Source organism: Paenibacillus gansuensis (genome assembly GCF_042684925.1).
GTDB classification, from domain to species: Bacteria; Bacillota; Bacilli; order Paenibacillales; family DY6; genus Paenibacillus_N; species Paenibacillus_N gansuensis.
In genome coordinates this window covers 409,312-429,015 of record NZ_JBHUME010000005.1, presented here as the reverse complement: position 1 = coordinate 429,015, position 19,704 = coordinate 409,312, and the positions used below count along the sequence as shown (strand labels likewise).

Annotated in this window: 21 protein-coding genes and 1 other annotated feature; of the genes, 3 read left to right on the top strand and 18 right to left on the bottom strand. The window is 48.0% G+C overall.

Going from position 1 to position 19,704, the window contains the following annotated elements:
* Positions 1-180 precede the first annotated feature (180 nt).
* A complete protein-coding gene (locus ACFSUF_RS06045; protein WP_377601128.1) occupies positions 181-477 on the bottom strand; it encodes a hypothetical protein in 297 nt (98 codons plus the stop codon).
* 163 nt (positions 478-640) lie between these two features.
* Between ACFSUF_RS06045 and ACFSUF_RS06040 the strand changes: the two genes are divergently transcribed.
* Entirely contained in the window at positions 641-1,510 is an 870-nt protein-coding gene (locus tag ACFSUF_RS06040; RefSeq protein ID WP_377601127.1) for a polysaccharide deacetylase family protein, read from the top strand.
* A 75-nt stretch (positions 1,511-1,585) separates the two neighbouring features.
* On the opposite strand, the gene ACFSUF_RS06035 is transcribed toward ACFSUF_RS06040, so the two are convergent.
* Together ACFSUF_RS06035 and ACFSUF_RS06030 are read right to left on the bottom strand one after the other, a co-directional pair.
* A complete protein-coding gene (locus ACFSUF_RS06035) occupies positions 1,586-1,774 on the bottom strand; it encodes a hypothetical protein (RefSeq protein ID WP_377601126.1) in 189 nt (62 codons plus the stop codon).
* On the bottom strand, positions 1,771-2,355 hold the full coding sequence (locus ACFSUF_RS06030; RefSeq protein WP_377601124.1) for a CPBP family intramembrane glutamic endopeptidase: 585 nt from the start codon (positions 2,353-2,355) through the stop codon (positions 1,771-1,773). Before ACFSUF_RS06030 ends, ACFSUF_RS06035 begins: the two co-directional genes overlap by 4 nt.
* Positions 2,356-2,442: 87 nt before the next feature.
* Between ACFSUF_RS06030 and ACFSUF_RS06025 the strand changes: the two genes are divergently transcribed.
* Positions 2,443-3,360, top strand: a complete 918-nt coding sequence (locus ACFSUF_RS06025) for a hypothetical protein (protein ID WP_377601123.1) — start codon at positions 2,443-2,445, stop codon at positions 3,358-3,360.
* 8 nt (positions 3,361-3,368) lie between these two features.
* On the opposite strand, the gene ACFSUF_RS06020 is transcribed toward ACFSUF_RS06025, so the two are convergent.
* Positions 3,369-3,692, bottom strand: a complete 324-nt coding sequence (locus ACFSUF_RS06020) for a rhodanese-like domain-containing protein (RefSeq protein ID WP_377601121.1) — start codon at positions 3,690-3,692, stop codon at positions 3,369-3,371.
* A gap of 276 nt (positions 3,693-3,968) precedes the next feature.
* Positions 3,969-4,196, top strand: a binding site (T-box leader).
* Positions 4,197-4,318: 122 nt separating this feature from the next.
* Between ACFSUF_RS06020 and serA the strand changes: the two genes are divergently transcribed.
* Complete coding sequence (gene serA, locus ACFSUF_RS06015; protein WP_377601119.1) at positions 4,319-5,908, top strand: phosphoglycerate dehydrogenase; 1,590 nt, start codon at positions 4,319-4,321, stop codon at positions 5,906-5,908.
* A gap of 78 nt (positions 5,909-5,986) precedes the next feature.
* On the opposite strand, the gene ACFSUF_RS06010 is transcribed toward serA, so the two are convergent.
* The 14 genes from ACFSUF_RS06010 to ACFSUF_RS05945 all read right to left on the bottom strand — a co-directional run bounded on the left by ACFSUF_RS06010 (position 5,987) and on the right by ACFSUF_RS05945 (position 19,588).
* The gene (locus ACFSUF_RS06010; protein ID WP_377601117.1) at positions 5,987-7,333 is read right to left on the bottom strand and encodes an ABC transporter permease; all 1,347 of its coding nucleotides are present in this window, start codon (positions 7,331-7,333) and stop codon (positions 5,987-5,989) included.
* Positions 7,334-7,383: 50 nt separating this feature from the next.
* Positions 7,384-8,076 carry an ABC transporter ATP-binding protein gene (locus ACFSUF_RS06005; protein ID WP_377601115.1) on the bottom strand — a complete coding sequence of 231 codons (693 nt, stop codon included), beginning with the start codon at positions 8,074-8,076 and terminating at the stop codon, positions 7,384-7,386.
* A 19-nt stretch (positions 8,077-8,095) separates the two neighbouring features.
* Complete coding sequence (locus ACFSUF_RS06000; protein WP_377601113.1) at positions 8,096-9,130, bottom strand: ABC transporter permease subunit; 1,035 nt, start codon at positions 9,128-9,130, stop codon at positions 8,096-8,098.
* Positions 9,120-10,001: an ATP-binding cassette domain-containing protein gene (locus tag ACFSUF_RS05995; protein WP_377601111.1), complete on the bottom strand. Its 882-nt coding sequence runs from the start codon at positions 9,999-10,001 to the stop codon at positions 9,120-9,122. Before ACFSUF_RS05995 ends, ACFSUF_RS06000 begins: the two co-directional genes overlap by 11 nt.
* A complete protein-coding gene (locus ACFSUF_RS05990) occupies positions 9,994-10,383 on the bottom strand; it encodes a GntR family transcriptional regulator (RefSeq protein ID WP_377601109.1) in 390 nt (129 codons plus the stop codon). Before ACFSUF_RS05990 ends, ACFSUF_RS05995 begins: the two co-directional genes overlap by 8 nt.
* A gap of 199 nt (positions 10,384-10,582) precedes the next feature.
* Positions 10,583-12,010, bottom strand: coding sequence for an ATP-binding protein (locus ACFSUF_RS05985; protein WP_377601107.1), 1,428 nt, complete (start codon positions 12,008-12,010; stop codon positions 10,583-10,585).
* Position 12,011: 1 nt separating this feature from the next.
* Positions 12,012-12,731: a response regulator transcription factor gene (locus ACFSUF_RS05980; protein WP_377601105.1), complete on the bottom strand. Its 720-nt coding sequence runs from the start codon at positions 12,729-12,731 to the stop codon at positions 12,012-12,014.
* Between the two features lie 36 nt (positions 12,732-12,767).
* Positions 12,768-14,024: a cytochrome c biogenesis protein CcsA gene (gene ccsA, locus ACFSUF_RS05975; RefSeq protein WP_377601755.1), complete on the bottom strand. Its 1,257-nt coding sequence runs from the start codon at positions 14,022-14,024 to the stop codon at positions 12,768-12,770.
* A gap of 5 nt (positions 14,025-14,029) precedes the next feature.
* The gene (gene resB / locus ACFSUF_RS05970) at positions 14,030-15,709 is read right to left on the bottom strand and encodes a cytochrome c biogenesis protein ResB (RefSeq protein WP_377601103.1); all 1,680 of its coding nucleotides are present in this window, start codon (positions 15,707-15,709) and stop codon (positions 14,030-14,032) included.
* A gap of 22 nt (positions 15,710-15,731) precedes the next feature.
* Positions 15,732-16,265: a redoxin family protein gene (locus ACFSUF_RS05965; protein ID WP_377601101.1), complete on the bottom strand. Its 534-nt coding sequence runs from the start codon at positions 16,263-16,265 to the stop codon at positions 15,732-15,734.
* 74 nt (positions 16,266-16,339) lie between these two features.
* Positions 16,340-17,086, bottom strand: a complete 747-nt coding sequence (locus ACFSUF_RS05960; RefSeq protein WP_377601099.1) for a pseudouridine synthase — start codon at positions 17,084-17,086, stop codon at positions 16,340-16,342.
* 143 nt (positions 17,087-17,229) lie between these two features.
* Positions 17,230-17,763, bottom strand: a complete 534-nt coding sequence (locus tag ACFSUF_RS05955) for a spore maturation protein (RefSeq protein ID WP_377601097.1) — start codon at positions 17,761-17,763, stop codon at positions 17,230-17,232.
* A 6-nt stretch (positions 17,764-17,769) separates the two neighbouring features.
* Complete coding sequence (locus ACFSUF_RS05950; protein WP_377601095.1) at positions 17,770-18,369, bottom strand: nucleoside recognition domain-containing protein; 600 nt, start codon at positions 18,367-18,369, stop codon at positions 17,770-17,772.
* Positions 18,370-18,388: 19 nt separating this feature from the next.
* The gene (locus ACFSUF_RS05945; RefSeq protein WP_377601093.1) at positions 18,389-19,588 is read right to left on the bottom strand and encodes a D-alanyl-D-alanine carboxypeptidase family protein; all 1,200 of its coding nucleotides are present in this window, start codon (positions 19,586-19,588) and stop codon (positions 18,389-18,391) included.
* Between the last annotated feature and the right edge of the window lie 116 nt (positions 19,589-19,704).

Here is a 19,704-nt window from a genome sequence, read left to right as displayed (position 1 = left end):
AAAAAATTAAAAAAGTGTGACCGAGAAATGGGTTCACTTTTTTATGGTATCATTTTTTTCGAGTGAATGCACTACTAAATAATAGTTATAAACCAACTATCCGCGCGGGTGAACCAATGCTTTTGCACACAAAAAAAAAGAAGGGGATTCACCCTTCTTTTTCAAAAGCGCCGTTTGAGGTTAATTATGCGGATAGCGGTTTTCCTTCATGATCTGGTCCACATCATTTTGTAAATGCGGCTCTTTGTGCACGATTTCCTCTACTCTGTCCAATCCGCCAGAATCTTGGCTGTTGCGTACTGCACCGCCGTTGCCGAAACGGGTGTGCGCAGCTGCGCCTACAACCTTATCCTTAGCATTCTGAACCGTGTCGCCGAGCGAATTCATGGTAGAATACACCATGCGTTTGTTGTTCATCAAGTACACGGCAGCCGCAGCTCCGACAGCTGCACCAACTAAAAATCCGCTATTACGCATGAAAAGTTCCTCCATTCGCTTTGTAGTGGGGTGTACCGTTACCTATTTTCCACGATTGGACGGCGCTCCATTCATATTAAATACAGGAAACACCCTTTAACAGCTGTGGTACAATATGTCTTGCACTGATTACATACCTAATGAAATACAGGAGAAACTAACAATGAATAAACTGATGATCGGATTATTGTCTTTGACACTGCTGGTTTCTTTAAACGGCTGTGCGGAAAAATCAGATAGTGCAGGCTCTTCGGAGCCGGCAGCGGCGAACGAAATTGCGCAAAAGCCTCAGCCCGCCCCACAGCAGCCGCCTCAACCGACGAAAAGTAACAAACCGGCCAAACCGGCACAACCGGTTCAACCTAATGGACCAAATAAGCAGACACAGGTTCAGAAGCAGTACTATATGAACAAAAATTATTTTTTTAAACCCATAAATTCTGCTGCTCCGAAAAAAGCCGTACTGCTTACCTTTGACGATGGTCCCAAAGAAAAGCCCCTGCTGGAAAGTATTTTAGGAACGCTTGATAAACATAAAGCGAAAGCCATCTTTTTCGTAAACGGCTACCGGGTAAAAGAACATCCGGAGCTGCTGAAACTCATTCATGACCGCAAACAGACCATTGGCAATCATTCCTGGGATCATATCGATTTAAAGAAACAAAGCGCACAGAAGGTAAAACAGCAGCTAACGGACGTACAAACTATTGTTAAAAAGGTAACCGGTACGTCTCCCGCCTTTTTCCGCCCTCCTTTCGGTTCCGGGGGAGATACGGTAAGGAAAACCTCAGCCCAGCTGGGCATGCTGTATATGACCTGGTCTAACGGATCTGAAGACTGGCTCGGCAAAAATAAAAATAAGCCGGATCAAGTCATTGCAACGGTAATGAAGCAGCTCAATCCGGGAAGCAATATCCTCATGCACGAGCTTCCATGGACGGCAGAAGCTTTGGATGAACTGCTGACCCTGCTTGAATCCAAAGGATACACTTTTATCGACCCTGCAGCCATTGATCCGCACAGAACCTCCTGAACAAGAGACAGCACATAAAAGCCCTCCGTGGGAACGGAGGGCTCTTGCATTTTCATGGTTTCATTGCAGATTCATTTATTTAAAACGAAGAATTAAACCAACGGTAAGACCAATAAACAACACGATAAGAAAATTATAGTACAAGTTGGACATTTTCTCTTTGTTGGACGGATGCTTCACCCTTCTTGAAGGCAGTGCCGGCTGTTCGTCCTGCGCCCTCGTGCTCTTCCTGCTGTGTTTAGCGCTGCGCGGTTCAAAACTCATGATTCCCTCCGAAAACGTATAATTAATCCCATAACCAAATCTATAAGGAAATGAGCGATAATCGGCGTCCATAACGAACCCGTTTGAATATACACCCACCCCATAGCGTAACTGATGCTGAATACAAGTCCCGTCGGGATCCAATGCCGTAGATATCTGACATGAATCGCGGCAAACAGGATGCTCGTCCAATAGGGTCCGAAAGCATGCTGCACCGCACCCCTAAACAAAATCTCTTCACATAATGCAACAACAAAGGAAATGACGGCAATGTGCCAAACGGACCGGTTCTTAAAGATCAGTTCATTAATTCCTCCGTCATCCGCCGCTTCTTCGGGGATCCACCGGGATAGGACTATATCCACAACCAGCACGGCAGCCGCGAGCCCCGCTCCCCAGTAGAGGAACGAAACATTTGGCGGTAACGCCAGTAGATCAATTATATTTTGATGCTGAAAAAATAGGACGATCAAGCCGATAACTATAGATAGGAGCTGAGTAAAGTATAAATTGATCAAAAGCATCCTGTCGCTTAGCTCATTTGCTGAAATCCGCTTGATGTTAAGTTTAAATTTTTTCATGAGCGACCTGCCTGTCTTGACGTAGTGGTTCCATTTTTACGACTTTTGTCCTATACTGATATTCAAATCTATACTAGGAGTTAAATCATGGAAAAGAGACTATCCCGTACAGAGTACCTGTTCTCCTTGTTCTTTATTCTAATGCTGGTTGGCGCTGTGGGGGCTTTCTTCTACGGAGTCCAGATCGGAACCCAAAAAGCGGAAGCCAAATACAGTGGATTACTGTCTCCTGTGAGCAAGCAACCAACTGCGGCTTCCTATCCACAACAGCAACTTGTTTCTTTCTATCATACCATTTTTTCGCCTTATCGTGTCTTTCAAGGCAAATGGTTCGACCATCTCGATGCGATGGACCGTCAGCAGACCTCCGCGTCTCCGTCATCTTTGCTAAACGAACTTAGCCGGATTGCGGACGAAGAATACCGGAAAGCTGCCAAATCTTCGATGCCGGGCTCAACGCCTTTGCTACAGGAAGCGCAGAAGAATTACCTTAAGAGCCTAAAACTGTTTTCACAAAGTGCAGCAAAGTATAAAGAAAAAGCGGAAGGCCTCGGCACTGCTGCTTTTATCCGCCAAATTACGGCCGACCCGTATGTGCAGGAAGCTGCCAATTTCGGTCTGCTGGCGCAGGCTCAATATTATGAAGCAATTCTTAAATGGAACGCCGGCGGCGATTCCAACCTGAAGCTTGCATCTATGCCCGGTACAGAAAAGATCGATCTAAAACAATGGAGCGGCCTGAGTCTCAACTCAAAAAACGCTTACCTGGCGAATCTTCTGCTCGAGGAAAAGCAGTATGAACCGTTCGACCCTCAAGACTTGTCAGTCCGCATCGATCAAATGCTCCGAAACGGAACGTTGCAAAAACTTAAGCTGACCAATGTACGTGAAATTGCGCTGATGCTGATCGAGACGGAAGCAGTCCGAGCCGGTGATTATTTAAAAAATAGGGACAAGTATTACGCAAATGAGAAACTTCCTTTAATCCCGCTTCTCGTCCGCTAGGAGGATCATCAGTCGTACTTGAACCCGCACAAGCCGGATACCGCAGCCATGCCGCCCTCGACGTTGACAACATTGCCGTATCCGGCCTGGTTCAGATAATAGCATACATGTTCACTTCGAACGCCGTGCGCGCAGATCACGTACAGCGTTTTTTCTTTACTTAGCGTGTCCAGGCTTACAGGGATTGTGTTCATGGGGACCAGACGGCTTTCCTCCAAATGGTAATAGTCCCACTCTTCAGGTTCGCGTACATCTATAATGTCGGCATCCTTCATGCCTTCTTTGTATTTTGATAGAAATTCATTCGGAGCTATGGAAGTGTATGGTTTCATACTTTTCCCCCTATTGAAGTTTATTTATAGAATGATAACTAAATTTTACTATAGGTTCAAGCTTTAATGCATTGCACTGGCGCAGGAGTATGATACAATGGAAACCAACAACAGCGGCAATTTTATATACGTGCGGCGCTGCCGAAAGTTACGAGTTACGCGGACCTCAAACCTAAAGCATATTAGATTTGAAGGTTTTGTGAATGTTCGTAAATGTGCAGTTGTTCTATTGACACTCTTAACGCAGCCATGTTACATTATGAAAAATACAGAACGATAAACACTGTGAAGGAAAGGAATATTCGGATGTACCCAGAGAACCGGTGGGTGGTGCGAACCGGCGTACGGAAGAATGTTTCCAGCATTCCTGAGTCATTGCACTGAAAGTAAGTAGGTGCGGTCGGTTGGAGTCCGTTACTTCTCCGGTCTGAAGACCAATGAGGCTGCCTGCAGGTATGGGCGGTGAATTAGGGTGGTACCACGAAGATAACTCTCGTCCCTTATATACGCTAGCCGTGTGTATAAGGCCGGGAGTTTTTTGCAATCCGGAAACGCGAATCGATGCCGAAACTGCTTCATCTTGAAGCTTTTCAATAGATTTACATTCACTAGGGGAGGCAAGAATAATGTACAAGGTATTAGTTTCAGATCCGATCAGCGATATGGGGATTCAACTGCTCTACGATGCAAGCGATGTAACTGTGGATAAGAAGCCTGGTTTATCCGAGGATGAATTGGTCGACATTATCGGCGAGTATGATGCCCTGCTTGTCCGCAGCCAGACCAGAGTGACTGAACGAATCATGGAAGCCGGCAAGAAATTGAAAGTCGTAGGGCGTGCAGGAGTAGGTGTAGATAACATCGACCTTCCCGCCGCTACGAAGCGCGGCATTATCGTCATTAATGCTCCGGACGGAAACACCATCACTACCTGTGAGCATACATTCGCAATGATGATGGCTGTGGCCCGTCACATTCCTCAAGCTTATGCCAAAACAGTAAACGGCGTATGGGACCGTAAATCGTTCCTCGGTGTCGAACTGCGAAACAAAGTGCTTGGCGTCCTAGGTATGGGCCGTATCGGAAGCGAAGTAGCAGCCCGTGCGAAAGCGTTCGGCATGTCCATCCATGCATACGATCCGTTCCTTACGGAAGAACGCGCCGAGAAGCTGGGTGTAAAGCTTGGCACTGTGAATGAGATTGTTGCCAACGCCGATTTCATTACAGTCCATACCCCATTGACCCCGGAAACCCGTCATATGATTTCCCGTCCTCAATTCGAAATTATGAAAAAAGGCATGCGTATCGTAAACTGCGCGCGCGGGGGCATTATCGATGAGCTGGCGCTTATGGAAGCCGTGGACCAGGGGATCGTTGCGGGTGCAGCCTTCGACGTGTTTGAAGAAGAACCGCCTAGACCGGATCATCCTTTCTTGAAGCATCCCCAAATCATCGTAACACCGCATTTAGGGGCTTCTACAGTGGAAGCACAAGAGAATGTAGCCATCGACGTTTCGGAGCAAGTGCTGCTGATTCTTCGCGGCCAAGCGTTCAAGAATGCCGTTAACATGCCTCCTGTACCTGCCGATGTGCTGAACAAGCTGCAGCCTTACTTTGACCTCGGCGAGAAACTGGGACATTTCCTAGCTCAGCTCACGATTGGCGCTGTGCGTGAGATTCACGTCAATTACTCCGGCGAGCTTGCGGATGTAGATACCAATCCGCTCACTCGTTATGTGGTTCGCGGCGTGCTCTCTCATCATCTAGGCGGCGATGTCGTAAACGTTGTGAACTCGATGCACCTGGCCAAAGAACGGGACGTTCAAGTCGTAGTCTCCAAGACAGCGGCGACCAAAGGCTTCACCAACCTGATCACGCTTACGCTGAAATCTAACAAAGAAGAGCGCCTATTGGCTGGAACGCTGCTCAACGGATACGGAGCAAGGTTCGTTCAGTTGGATCAATATCCGGTCGATATTTCGCCGGAAGGCAACCTGCTCATTATTTCCCATAACGACAAACCGGGGATTATCGGCCGCGTAGGTACGCTTCTCGGTTCTAACGAAGTGAACATCGCAACGATGCAGGTAGGCCGTAAAATTGTCGGCGGCGCAGCCATCATGGTTCTGACCGTAGATAAACAGCCTGCAAAGATTGTAGTCGAAGAATTAGCTAAGCTTCCGGAAATTATTACTGTCAAAGAAATTACTCTCTAAATTGATTGTAAAATAGAAAGCCCTCCAGTGGAAACCGGAGGGCTTTTTTTGTATCACATGAACTAATCATTTCTTACCTTATATATCTCTGCGCAGCGCCTTGAGTACATCCACTTTGGTGGCGCGTGCGGCAGGACGCACCCCTGACACGACCGCAACACCTATACTGATAGCTATGCACACAAGGACCAGCCAACCGGGAATGTAAGAAAATTGAAGTCCGTCCGGTGTGGTTTCATTGAATACACCTGAAAGGACCGCAGGCATTACGAGATTCACGAGCACGCTGACCGCGTATGCAACAGCTGTTCCTGCAAGCGCCCCGAGAATTCCAATATATGCACTCTCCAACCGGAAGATCTTCCGGATTGTAGAAGGATGCGCCCCGATGGCTTTCATGATTCCGATATCCTGCGCCCGTTCCGTTACCGCCATCGTCATTGTATTATAAATGCCGATCGATGCAATCAGAACAGCGATCGTTCCAACGAACAGCAGGCCCAGTTTCATCACTCCGAATAACAGATTCACTTGTTTCAGCTCATCCGCGACAGAGTGAGTCAAATATCCCAATTTTTTGGCCTTATCGGAAACGCCTTTTATATGGGAAGCGTCATCGACAAATACCGATACGGCATCGTAAGTGACGGGCTTCTTGCTGTCAACCGGTTCGGGAGCCGGAATTTCCGTTCCCCCCTGTCCCTCTTCCTGCAGAGGATAAACCAATCCGCCTCGGGTATGGGTAAATTGTTCAACCTGATCCATGACATCCATACTCATCATCACGGAGGAGTCCTGCAAATAGTCCCTGGACGGTGCCTTTCGGACCCCGGCGATTTGGAGCGGAATACGGGTTGTTTCTTTTTTCGTTCCATTATACCTGTGAACTTCAAGCTCAATCGTCTGCCCAAGAAGCTTCTTCGCTGCATTTAGGAAGGCTTCCGGCGTTTCTCCCTTGTTTTTCAGTATTAATGCGGCGAAATGATATCCGACAACCACTTCCTGAGGCTTGTCCGGTAACGTTCCAATCGCAAGCTCCAACCCTGCCTTTTTCTCAGAAACCATGTCGGTGACTGCCATTTGGGGCTGTAATTTCTCTTTTCCCCAGAAAATCAAGGCTTCCTGCCTAATCGTCCGCTGAGCTGTGACAGCCTGTACGTATTTCAGTTTTTCTAATTCCTGCACATCGGAAGACTCCACCTGGGCATGTTCTTTTCCGGCCTTCTTGCCCTCAATGGAAATTTTGGTCAACAGCTGCCCCTCCGTCACCTCTTTAACAACACTTCGTTCCAATCCGAATCCGACGGATGCGAGCACGATAAGAAATGCACATCCCATAGCGGTCGCTAGCACAGTCATGAACACTCTAGATTTATTCTTTTTCATATTCGCCTGAACGAATCTCATTCTGTCCCTGAACTTCATCTCCGGTTCTCTCCCCCTCTTCCGAAACTTTCTTTTGTAAAAAGATAACTTTAGGCAATCCGCCCATCCTTTAATGTGATGATGTGATCTGCTATAGAGGCTACTTTATCGTCATGCGTGATCATAAGGAAGGTGATCCCTTCCTCTTCGTTCAACTTGCGGATAAAGGAAAGCAGGCTGTCTTCATTTTCACTGTCCAGGCTGCCTGTCGGCTCGTCCGCTAGAATGATCGGCGGGTTCACAACCAGAGCACGTGCAATGGATACTCTCTGCTGCTGTCCGCCGGAAAGCTCGCTTGGGTAATGCTCTGCATACTCTTCCAAGTTTACTTTACGAAGCATTTCCATCGTCTGTACACGCCGTGCCGTTTCGTCCATTCCTTTCAAGATCAAGGGCAGTTCTATATTGGCATAGGCCGTCATGCTTGGAATCAACTGAAAGCTCTGAAATATAAACCCGAAATGTTCCAGCCTGAAATGGGCCCAATCCCCTTCGGACAGCCTGCTGACATCTCTGCCGTTTATTATGATCTGACCTTCCGAAGGCCGAATATAACCGCTGATCAGGTTCAGAAGCGTAGATTTTCCGGATCCGCTGCGCCCGATGATGGACACGATGTCCCCTTTTCGAATATGAAGATTGATTTCATGCAGGACGGGAATAATGCGCTCGCTCCCTTTTTTGCCGATATGAAATTGGTGGCTGATGTTGTCCAGCCGGATGTAGGCTTCTTTTCTATCCATGCGGTGAATTCTCCTCTCCTTATGATCTTTCTCTAAATCTGCGCCGGATTACAAACCTCATTACCAAGTAAGCGGCCGCTGCTGCCAGAAGGAAACCTGTATAATATTCCGCCTTATTCATATCCCCATAGCTTATCCCTTCGAAGAACATCCCTCCGGTTAAACCGCAGCAAACAACGACCCCCCATTTCAGTACTGGTTCTATTATCGGGAAAATCACCATTTTCCCATTGTTCTCAATCTTGTTCCTTTCATAAATCCAAGCACCTAGAGGAAGCAAAATCAGGATCATCACAACAGGTACCCACGCGTAAATGTGTTCGAGCGGTGTATAATCCAATATGTGTATCCCTAAACTCATATTGGATGCGAAAATAAACAGCGGATTATCCTCAATATTCCAACGTGCTGCCCTCACAGCAGGAGCGTGAATCATAAAGCCATACGTACATATGAAATAGAATCCAAAAGGGAACACACTGAAAATACCAGTCAGCACAACTTGGGTAATCCAGTTCCCCGTAAAAGTGCCTACAACCAAAGCAAAGGTAAATAAAGCGAGTAACGCGATGGTCATACTTCCTGTTTCTTTCATGTAATAGCCAAGCTCTAAATAGGGCGCAAATTTGGAAGCAAGCGTAAATCCTATATCGATCAAAACATTGACCAGAACAGAGGCGATAAGAAAGACTGCGCCTATCTTCCACTTGGAAAAAAACAGCTCGCTTCTGGTATAAGGCAGGGAAAAGGAAAAATCATTCATCGATCCCCGTCTTTCCCCACCGATCAGAAGGGCAGCCAACAGAATCACCACGATGGCCAGCGCAACCCGGAGCATTGCTTCATTATTTGTGATCGCTGATAACTGATAAACACCGTCCTCTAGATCCGCTAGCCTCCACTTTAACGTGTCGTCATCTATGGCAAGCAGACTGAAGTAAGTGCTAAATCCCATAAATAGGAATGTTATTACAGGCAGCATCCATAATAAGAATTTCGCCTGTTTATAATCTTTGCTCCATAAAGCCCGGTTCCAGGCTAATTTATTCCACATGATGTTCGTCCCCCAATTTATAAGTGAACAAATCCTCAAGTCTTACAGGCAGGCGCTCAAGAACCAGCGGGGATTCCTGTTCAAACAGCCTAACTGTTTCCTCCTGCTGATCTTCAATCAACAGTGTGTACACACGTCCAACCTGGCTGCTGACTCTTACATTCGGCAAGGATAGCAGCGCGGCCGGTGCCTGTTCCCTAAAGACAACCTGCAGTTTGACATACGGTCCGGAAGACCCGTTTCCCTCTATCGTTTCTACGGTTGTTCCTTTAAATAATAAAATGGTATCCGCGATCCGTTCCAGTTCCTCCAGATGATGCGTCGAGATTACTACCGTGACTCCCGATTCGGCAACCTCTTCAACGAGCAGGGACAATACTTGTTTTTTTACAATGGCATCAATCCCGTTTGTAGGTTCATCCAGCAAAATGCAGGAGGCCCTAGTAGAAAACGATAAAATCAACACCGTCAATGCCTTCATCCCTTTAGAGAAATGGCGGATTTTTTTGTGAAAAGGCAGCTTGAAACGTTCCATGAGATCCATAAAATACATCCTGTCAAATTTGGGATAGATCTGCTGGTATAAATCGGCCAGTTCCATAGCGGTATACCCATGAAACGGCTCGGTGGAATCTGCAATGTAAACCATATCCCGCTTCACTTCTGGATGGCTGTGCACTGAAACGCTGTTCCATTGTATCGAGCCCTGTTCCGGATCCAAGATGCCGGCCATTGTCCGAAGAAGCGTAGTCTTACCCGCCCCGTTGCGTCCAACCAGCCCTGCTATGCTTCCTGAATCCAAGGAAAAGGTTATATTCTGCAAAATAGGCCGTCCATCGATTTTCTTCGTTACTTGCTTCACTTCAAGCATTGGTTCCACTCCTTAGTTCCAATAAATACTGGTCAATCCATGTCTTCAGCTGTTCCCCGGAAATCCCTGCATAAGAGGCTTCCAGCACTGTTTGCTTTAACGATTGCCGAATCTGTTCCAGCATTTCGGGTGTAATCTTGGCCGCTTGCTGGCTGCAAACATAGGTCCCCTTCCCTCTCAGCGTTTCGATTACGCCCTGGCGCTCCAGCTCCTGATAGGCTTTGCTGACGGTATTGGGATTGACTAAAATGGTAGCGGACAGCTCTCTTACGGAAGGCAGCTTTTCCCCGCTCGTGACTGCCCCTTTAAGAATTAGCTCTTTCAGCTGCTGGATAATCTGTTCATAAATGGGTATGGGACTGCGTTCATTAATTACGATCATATTTTCAACTCCATTGTTGAATCATGTGTATTATGTCACATAGTACACTTAGTACAATAAAATACATGTACAAACTTGTCAAGACATTTTGTAAAGGCGATCCACCGTATTGTTTCACGAGCAACAAGATTTTCCTCTTTATTTCAACAAAAAAGACACTTTTCATGTAGAAAACCATGAAAAGTGTCCTATATTCGACCTATAGTATACCAGGGAGTGTGATGAAGAATGTCGTCCCATGTCCGACGGTACTTTGTACCTTCACGGTCCCCCGGTGAGCATCGACGATATTTTTTACAATCGATAACCCCAAACCCGTTCCCCCGCTGTTACCTCGGGTTCTGGCTTTGTCAGCCTTATAAAACCGTTCAAAGATAAAAGGAAGATCTTCCGCCGGAATACCGCGACCTTCATCTTCAATTTCAATCAGGAGCTTACGGTCCGCGCTGCTCTCGATCGGTTTCAACCGAATGGTGATACTCGAGCCGGGAGAAGTATGGCGAATCCCGTTGTCCAGAAGATTCGTCATTACCTGTTCCAAGCGGTCTTCATCAGCGGCTTCAAGATACAAATCGTTAGACGTCTGCTGCAAATAAAGCGGGATCCCCCGGTCCTTGGACACAACCTGGAACTTGCGCTGTACTCTTCGGGCCAGTTCCGACACATTGACTTTATTCCAGTTCATCTCCATATGGCCGGCTTCCATCCGGGCAAGATCCAGCAGATCTTTGACCAGGCGCCCCATTCGAAGAGATTCATCATAGATGACCTGTACCAGTTCCTTCCGTTCTTCCGGAGTAGCCGCAATGTCATCCAACAGCGCTTCGCTGTAACCCTGAAGCATGGAAATCGGCGTCCGCAGTTCGTGGGACACATTCGCCACAAAGTCTTTGCGCAGCTTGTCCGAACGGTGTTCTTCCGTGACATCCCGGAGTACCGCTACCGCCCCCCGAATCATATCGTTCGAATAAAGGGGCGCAAGTACAACCGACCACACTTCCTGCTGCACATGCAGCTTCGTCGTTAATTCGCTTTGCTTCTCCACTACTGTATAAAACAGCTTTCTGAGCGGTTCCGGCAAATCGCCCGCAGACAAAGGCTGCTGTTCCGACTCCGTACCTTCCCAGAGGATTTGTCCCCATTCCTGAAGGATCCTCTCACCTTGCGGGTTAGCCAAGATCACACTGCCATCTGCGTCGAATGTAATGACGGCATCGCCCATACTCCGTAAAATACTCGACAAGTGTTCTTTCTCGTGGTTAAGGTCTTTAATTGTCTCATCCAGCTCAATAGCCATAAAATTAAATGTGCTGGCAAGCTGGCCGATTTCGTCGGTAGACCTTACCGGAACCCTTGTCTTATAATCGCCTCGGGTGATTTGTGCCGCAGCATTCTTAAGCTGGACAAGCGGCTGGCTGATTTTCGTTGAGAGAAAGAAAGCAAAGATCGTAGTAAGCGAGAAACCGATAATACAAGTGTACACGAACAAATGCTTAACAGCTTTGGAGTTGGCGAAGTTTTGGTCGATATAATCCAGAAGAAACAGCGCCAGCATCCCGAGCACAAAAATAACCAGGAGCGTAATCGTTCCCCAGAGCTTACCGACGACGCTTTTCCACGGCCACATGTTATTTAGGCACCTCTAATTTGTATCCTACGCCCCACACGGTCGTGATCATGGCGGCCGCTTCCGGAGAGACTTTGTTCAGCTTCTCGCGCAGACGCTTAACATGCGTGTCCACCGTACGCAAATCTCCGAAAAATTCATAATTCCATACATCCTTCAGCAAATCTTCTCGGGAGAATACTTTATCCGGAGATGTTGCCAAATAATGCAGGAGTTCATATTCCTTAGGCGTGAGGCTCACCTCTTGCCCTCCGGCCGTTACTCTGTGAGCGTCATGCTCGATAATAAGGTGCGGGAATACAATGTTATTGCTGGTATTCGCTTCTTTTGAAAGGAACGCAGTGGCCGATGAACGCCGTAGAATGGCCTTCACCCTATAGATCACTTCTCTAGGGGAAAAAGGTTTTACGACATAGTCATCCGCTCCAACCTCAAAGCCCTGTACCCTGTTCACTTCTTCCCCTTTGGCCGTCAGCATGATGACAGGGGTCGATTTCACCTGGCGAAGACGGCTGCATACTTCTACGCCGTCTATACCGGGAAGCATCACATCCAGCAGGATCAAATCGTAATCGCGTTCCGTCGCTTTCTGCAGAGCAGTTTCCCCATCTTCTGCCTCATCGATCGTATACCCTTCCTTCTCGAGATACATCCGCAGCAGCCTGCGGATCCGTTCTTCATCATCTACGACCAGAATTTCATGATTTCCAGGTTCGTTCAAGGAAAGCACCTCCAAAACGGAATGATGTAACTGCTGTTAAACTCCTGCGTAAGAATGCAACCCTGCAATGACAAGGTTAACTCCTACCAAAGTAAACATAACGATGATAAAACCTATGACCGCCAGCCAGGAGGATTTGCTTCCCTGCCAGCCTTTGGATAAGCGCAAATGAAGATACGCCGTATAAAACAGCCATGTAATCAGAGCCCAAACTTCCTTCGGGTCCCAACCCCAGAAACGGGACCACGCATAATGTGCCCAGATCATAGCAAAGATGAGTGCTCCCAGCGTAAAGATAGGATAACCGATTGCATTAGCACGGTAGCTGATTTCATCAAGATCCTCCGGATTGATCCCGTCAAGCAGGCGGTGAATCGCCTTACCAAGAGGCTTCCGTGCGATAAGCCGCAGCAATGCATAAGTCAAAGCGCCCAGGATCAGGGACCAGATTACGGTATTCAGCTTCCGTCCTGCATTCACTCCGTTCATCCAGGACGGAGCTTCCAGCAGCGGAGCCTTTATTCCTAAGTAAGGCTGGAAGGATACAATTTCGCTGTTATAGGGTTTGACAATAGGCGGCAAAATATAGCGTACCGTCTGTTTCGACACTTCCTCTGCGCCGGTTTCCTTATTTTTAACAGTCGACTGCTGAGAAAACTCCGCATGGTATCCTCCGGCTTTGAATCCAAATACCCCTCCGATAAATGCAATTACGACAATGACAGTTAACAGAATGAGCTCAATTCCGCGCTGTGCTTTGCGTGCCTGTTTCGTCCGGGACTCAAAATCTGTCGCGCGAAGAAGGTACATTAGTCCTGAAGCAAACCCGACGGCAAAGAACGCTTCTCCTAATGCAGCCGTAGTTACATGTATTTTCAGCCAGTAAGAATTCAGGGCCGGTATCAGAGGCTGTACTTCCTGAGGGAATACAGAAGCATAAGCGATGATAATGACGCTGATCGGCAGTGAAAATATCCCGAGAACTGCAGGTTTATAGATCAAATAAATAATTACAAATGCTACAGTAATCAGCATAGACAGCAATGTCATGAATTCATACATATTGCTGTTCGGAATGTGGCCCCCGCCGATCCAGCGGGTAATGAAATATGTCAGGTGAGAAGCCAGTCCTACTATGGTTAAAATAAATGACAAACGGCTCCAGCGAAGCGTGTGAGCCTGCGGATCCCGGTTGCTCCATCTGCGTCCGGCAATGGAGAGAACGAACCCTAGAAAAGCGAAACAGTATATAAACAAGGCCAATAGCAGCGCATCGCCGCTGATGTCGAGCATAAGACTCAAGCCTTTCTTCCCCCTTGCTCCAATTGTTTAGAATCCTCTACGGCAATGCCCATTTTGTTCAGTGCGTAAGCGACATCATTCCGCATGCCGTACCAGTTTTTGTTCGTGTGCGCACCAAGAGTCAGCGTCCGTCCGTCAATGCGGAGCCAGATCCGTCGGTGCTGCCAGTACAGACCCATAATTACGCCAATCATGAAGATCGCCGCACCGGTCCAAATATACGGCATCGCTTTGTCTACCCGCAAGTTCAGGAAGCTTGTATAATTCGAAAAACGGACGTCTTCCATCGAATCTACCGAAATTTCGAACCGGTCCGCCCAGGCACCGTTAATTTGATCTTGGCCGAACCTCTGTTTATCCACCTGTTTAGGGAAGTACATGTATGGCGCTCCGTCCGCCGGGAGCCCGGGTCCTTTGATTAGAAAAATGAAGGCGGGTGCATTCGGCTCCCGGGATTTGGTCGTAGGCTGGCCATTTGCGTCCAAAGTAAAGTCCAAATACTTCTGCTCCAGATAAAGGGTGTAGGGACCTGCCTTGTATTCGGCTCCAGGGTTCTTCATCGTAATAAGGAACGGTCCGAACGATTCGCCGGTTTGTTTCAGCTTCAGCTTGGCGTTTACCGCCTGCAGTTTCGGTGTTGCGTCGAAATCAAACTGAAATGCCATCAGCCCTTTGTACTGCAGAGGATCGTTTACGATAATGTTATGGCGCTTCACTTCCTTAAGCACCGGAGGCTTTGAGGGGTCGGCGCAATCCGCCGTACATTCATAAAGAACCGCTTTCGTTTCATATAGCTTCGGAACGATCTTGCCTGTTCCCTGAAATTCTTTCGGCAAGTCGGATTCTTTATAAAGGTCAAGCGTAAACTTTTCATTCTTTAAGTAATAATTCGTCTCAGGAATCTGTTTGACTTCCCCTTCAGGAAAATCCATATAGTTGTCCATATGCCAGCCGGGAATGGAGCGTGCAAGAACAGCCAGCAAGAAAATAATCAAGCCGATATGGTTAATATAAGGGCCCCACCGGCTAAACCTGTTCTTCTCGGCCAATAAAGCGGTTCCGTCTTTGTGGATACGATATCCGCGTTTTTTGAGAATGGCACCCATCTCGCTGACCCAGTCGGCGCCTTCCTGTTCCTTATCGCCTTGCACACTCAATTCCCCGGTATAGCGCACTTTTTGACGGGTCAGGAACTGGAGGTGCTTGCGGATCTGCTGCTTGCTTAAGGCACGGTACAAGGGAAGTACCCTGTCCAGGCTGCAAATCACAAGCGAAGTGCCGATCATCAAGAGCAGCAGTTTAAACCACCAGGATTCGTAGGTATGGGACAACCCAAGGAAATAATAAATTTCGCCCAGCTTACCGTAATTCTCAGGATAGAATTTGACCGGATCAATATTAATGAATGTGTTCTCTTGCGGGTATATGGTGCCTAAGGTGGCTCCCAGCAAAGTAAGTACGATTAAATATACGGCAATCTTTACCGATGAAAAAAAGTTCCAAATCCGGTTGATCCAAGAAGGATTGACGCGCTGGGAACGGCGGGCCGCCCCATCGTAGCGCATTTCAAGAATCTCTTCGCCGGCCTCTTCAGCCAGCGGCTTTCCGCAGGATTCACATAGAACGGTTCCGATCGGGTTCTGGTGGCCGCATTCGCATTTCGTGTTCTCGAACACCCAGATAACCTCCCCAATCTAGTTAGCTAGCACTAAGTAATTTCTCGATTTTCAATTTCAGCATCGTTTCATCCATACCGCCTTGATACATTTCCACGATACGTCCGTCCGGACCGATAAAAAACGAAGTCGGATAAGAAACAAGACCGTATTTCTTCTCAATTGTCCGGTTCGTATCCAGCGCTACAGGAAAGTTGAGACCGTACTGGTTCATAAATGACTTTACTGTAAAAGCATCCTCGCTCAGGTTGATGCCAAGCACTTCAAACGGCTTTTCCTTATTCCAGTGATGATACTGAGATTGAATCGCCGGCATTTCCTCGACGCAAGGAGGGCAGAACGTCCCCCAAAAATTAACCAGCACATACTTCCCCTTATAATCAGAAAGGCTGTGCTGCTTTCCGTCCAGACCGGACAGCGTAAACGCCGGAGCTTTGTCGCCTGCGGCCGGAGCCTTATTCCCCTCGGAGAACAGGCTCCCTCCGATGGTAACGGCACCGATGAGGACAACAGCTGTCAGTATGACGATTTGTATCCATTTTTTATGTTTGCCCATCTTATCACCCGTACTTAATAGAGTCTCTTACTAAAAGTTACTATCTATATTATAGCGAACCGATAGTAGGACACCTACGGATTATTTTGAATTTTATGTGTCTTTAAAGCGCTGTCCTGCAGCTCTTTCACTTCTACTGCCGTGAGCGGCCGGAATGTTCCCCGCTTCAAGTTGGACAGCAGAATCGGCCCGAACGCAATCCGCTTCAGCTTGTCCACCGGATGATGAATGGCATCGAACATGCGGCGCACCTGCCGGTTCCGGCCTTCGTAAATGGTGATCATAATGGTCGCCTGCTTCTTCTCAGGATCGACATCCTGATACTCCACTTCGGCAGGTGCAGTCATACCGTCTTCCAGCTTGACGCCGTTTCGGAGTCTCTCCAGCTTGTCTCCATGCGGTACGCCTTTCACTGTAGCAAGATACGTTTTCGGCACATGATGCTTCGGATGGGTAAGCAAATTCGCAAACTCCCCGTCATTCGTCAGTATCAATAGACCTTCCGTATCGTAGTCCAGCCTTCCGACAGGATAAACCCGCTCTTTGATTCCTTTCAAATAATCCGTAACAATTTTGCGGCCTTCCGGGTCGGATGCACTGGTGATGACACCTTTAGGCTTATTGAACAGCAAATACACTTTCTTCTCAAAAGCAACGGGTTTCCCGTCCACTTTAATCTCGTCCGTGTTAGGGTTGGCTTTGGCCCCCAGGGTGTTGACCACTTCCCCGTTCACCGTCACCCGCCCGGCAAGGATAATTTCCTCACATTTGCGGCGGGAGGCAACTCCCGCTTGGGCTAATACTTTCTGTAATCTTTCCATGAATACGATTCACCTCAACCCTAATCATACCCATCCTTCAGGGAAATCACAAGTTCGGTAAACGGCAAATAACGCCCCGTTTCGACGCGGCGTTATAAACATTCTAAATTTAGGCATATGTGATTGATTTCAGAGCCTTTCATTTAAGCGAATACTAGAAAACATACGGCCACAGCCGCCAAAAAACCGACCAGATCGGAGATCAGCCCGACTTTTAAAGCATACCCCGCCTTTCGGATCCCGACTGCCCCAAAATAAACGGTAAGCACATACAGTGTCGTATCCGTACTGCCCTGAATCGTAGAGGCAATGCGCCCGATCATCGAATCAGGACCGTGCTGTTTAATCAGGTCCGTCGTGAAAGCGAGGGACCCCGCACCTGTAATCGGGCGAAGAATCGCCAAGGGAAATACCTCGCTTGGAATGCCCAGATAGTCAAGTATAGGCTTGATCATGCCGATGATCCATTCCATTGCCCCGGAAGCGCGGAATATACTGATCGCCACCATCATGCCGACCAGGTGTGGAATGATTTTAATAGCGGTATCAAAGCCCTCCTTAGCGCCGTCCGTGAACGATTCATAAACCGGAACTTTGCGGAACACCGCATATAACGGGATCAGCACCAGCATGACAGGAATCGTCCAGGCCGAAATGATATTAATAAATTCATACACCTGCTGTCACCCTTTCGTATATCGGATCGGTGGCTGTCGTCGCCGGTACCAGCGGTCTACCGCTATAGCTGCAGCGGTTGAAATGAATGTTGCGATCAAGGTGGTGCCGACAATGTCCGTCGGAGACAGCGAATTGAAATTCATCCGGATCGCTATGAGTGTAGTTGGCACTAGGGTGAGGCTGGAGGTATTCAAAGCAAGAAGCGTGCACATTTCAGGTGTCGCTTGCTCTTTGTGGGGATTCAGCTTCTGCAGTTCTTGCATGGCCTTGATGCCCATCGGTGTAGCAGCGTTGCCGAGTCCGAGAATATTCGCGCTCATATTCGACATGATGTAGCCGATGGCAGGATGGTTTCGCGGGATTCCGGGAAACAGAAACCGGACAAATGGCTGCAGCAATACAGCTAACTTGCCCAGAAGACCGGAATCTTCCGCAATCCGCATCATGCCCAGCCAAAATACCAGGATGCTGATTAACCCGAAACAAACGGTGACTCCTGTTTTGGCCCCTTCAAAAGCAGCCTCAGTAACGACTTCGATACGTCCGTTCACAGCAGCAACAATGAAACCTGCCAGAATAAAGAACAACCAGATGAAATTTACCAAAGGGCAGCGCTCCCTTCCATTAACGACCGGTATTTCCTGTAAACACGGTGCGAAGCACATTCAGTAAGGAATTTGTAAAATTGTTACTGCTGCCCGTATCCGCCGCCGTTGTCATCGCGTAGTTTCGGGCCTGGTCAAGGCTAAAATGGATGTTAACTCCCGGTTCTGCGAACGGAACGGCACCGATCGGCTCCCGATCCAAATAGAGCATGACCCTTCCCCTATACCCGAGTGTGTAGTTATCGGTTCCTTGAGGCTCCAGTTCAATCTTCTTTGAAAGAAGCCCGGTCTCTTGATCGGCAAGCGGATAAGAAAAACTTCTACCTGCCGTAAAGGCAGTGCCGGGAATCGGGTCGCCGGAATGCACCAGCTCACGCAGCGGGAATCGGGCAAATCCGTAATCGAACATTCTGCGGTGGTCCGACCAATCGTCAGGAGCGTTTAATGTTACTGCCGCCAGCTGCTGAGTCCCTCTTGTTGCTGAGGAAATCAGGCATCTTCCCGCCAATTTGGTGTAGCCTGTTTTACCGCCGTCAGCGCCTTCATACAGGTACAGCATTTTGTTTTTGTTCCGCCATACGTAGTCCCACTCTTCATTCGGATTCGGCGCTTTCTTCAGTTTGGTGCCGGAAATTTGGCGGAACACGGGATTTTTCATGGAATATGCCGTAAGACGCGCCATATCGTTCGCCGTAGAATAATGGGTATCGGTATCCAATCCATGCGGATTATCGAAATGGGTGTTCACCATGCCGATTTCTTCCGCTTTCTGGTTCATCATGTGAACAAACCCGTCAAGGGAAGCTCCCACATGTTCCGCAATGGCTACAGCCGCATCGTTCCCAGAACGAAGCATCAGTCCATAGAGAAGGTTTTCGAGACTCATCTCTTCACCCAATTTGAGATAAATCGACGACCCTTCTTTAGCATAAGCGTTGCGGCTAACCTTCACCTTGTCCGATAACCGGCCGTTCTCAATCGCTACAATGGCGGTCATTACTTTCGTCAGGCTTGCGATCCGCATTTTGGTATCTCCTTGACGCGATGCCAGAATACGTCCCGAAGTAACATCAATCAGAGCATAACCTTTTGCGCTGGCGGCTACGGCCGCACCTGCAGATGCCGGATTACCTGCCGCCGAAACAACGGGAAGAAAAGCAGCCATTGGCACCGATAACATTAGCAGGGCAAGCAGAATACTTACAAACCACTTCTTCATGACATCCTCCTATGTGCCTTTTACCGGTCAGAGGCTTAAGGCATGTCTGCACAACATACTTGTACATATATATGCTTGTTCCGAAGCCATATGTCCCCTTTTATCGCGCACCAAAA